The sequence below is a fragment of the Microvirga sp. GN3 genome (genome assembly GCF_055792825.1).
On the sequence record NZ_JBVVAK010000048.1, the window covers coordinates 12,814 to 14,218 of the forward strand.

The following is a 1,405-nucleotide window of genomic DNA, read 5'->3' on the forward strand; positions in this document are numbered from 1 at the left end:
GGACCTGGCTCGTAGTCAAGAAGCTACGGTACGCCGTCACGATAGAGTAGTGGAGCGTAACCCGGCTCGTCGCTGCTCGGCCCAATGCGAGGTGATGAGATAGCACTGCCGCATGGCATCGAAGAACTGATGCTCGGTCCAGGCGGGATCCTTGAAGCGGGCGTCCTTGGGAGTGGACGGAGCGGATTCATCACCACCCATGCCCAGCGTCTGGCGCACCGACGTATTCCAGAGATCGAGGTAAGCCTGCCAGAGTTTGGATTGCGCTTCGATGAGGGTCCCCGGCTGAGCCACCAAAGCCCGTTGTACCTGTGCGAAGATATGTAGAGCCGGTGTGACATTGTCAGCCTGCGCCAGCGGTCCAAGTGTGCCGATCTGCGGCTGGATGTAGGCTGTGGCGGCCTTGCCGGCCTCAGTCACCAGACGGGCCATGTTGCCTGCGAAGCGGTAGGGATCCGTCATCGCAAATCCCGAATTCACCACAGCCCCAGATTGTCTGTCAGTGGTCAAAGGCCGCCTCCTGATGTTGCCCGGATCCGACGCAAGTCGTTATTGCCCTGATGCGACGTGGATTATGCGAGGTCACCGCGTCACGGCGAGCATGAGCGGACGACAACGTTGTGTCCCGGACCTGATCAGCAGGTGGACGTTCATGCCACCTCCAAGCAATGCCTGCCGAGTAGCGGCGCCACCGACGATGGGACTGACACAGGGCGAACGGATGCGGCTAGGTGATGGGGAAACTGGGAAATGCCTGCAAGGGAAGGAAGCGTCTCGTCGTGTGGGTCGCAGAATCTCGTGAGGTCATGAGCCTTCCTGATCACGTCTTACCTTGGGGCCGCGAACCTCGCACCAAGAAAAGACCATGTCTGTCTGCAAGCCGACACAGCAGGAAAGTAATTTCGCTGGCATTGTCATAATATCGTCATAGGGCAGTGCAGTCGCGGACAGGATGTCCTTCATGGGATCAGGATCAGTTGGCCTCCGTCACAGCATGGCAACGACCCTTCGCCAATGACGGAAGAGCGACGTGTCCGGACCTATGAGCGAGGGAAAGGCCTGGGAATCTGCCGCGCAAATGAGCCATTGAGGTGTGCCGACACTCAATTTCGCATTTAGCCATGTTTCTGACGAGCGGGCACGCCGATGGGCAAGCACTCCCAGCCGAAGCCGGGAGCGGGGCCTGATCCCATCACAATCGGGTTCTACGCGACGCGGCTGACCCGCGCGGCGGTCTTCTCGGCCTGCATGGTCACGGTGCGGGTGGCCTCGTCGGCCATTTCGATCGTGAGCTCGGCGATGCGCCGGCTGTTCTCGACCGTCTGCTCCAGGTTGTCGCGCAGCAATGAGCTGTGCACCTCGACGAAGTCCGTCATTGACCGGCAGCGGGCAAGAGCCTGCAGGC

At 60.4% G+C, this 1,405-nt stretch carries 2 protein-coding genes; both read right to left on the reverse strand.

What is annotated here, in order from left to right; all coding sequences use genetic code 11:
* Positions 1 to 36: 36 nt before the first annotated feature.
* On the reverse strand, positions 37 to 510 hold the full coding sequence (locus ACS5Q1_RS22025) for a hypothetical protein (RefSeq protein ID WP_473100183.1): 474 nt from the start codon (positions 508 to 510) through the stop codon (positions 37 to 39).
* A gap of 695 nt (positions 511 to 1,205) precedes the next feature.
* Positions 1,206 to 1,405 (reverse strand): phasin family protein (locus ACS5Q1_RS22030; protein WP_473100184.1); only part of this gene is annotated, 200 nt, incomplete at its 5' end.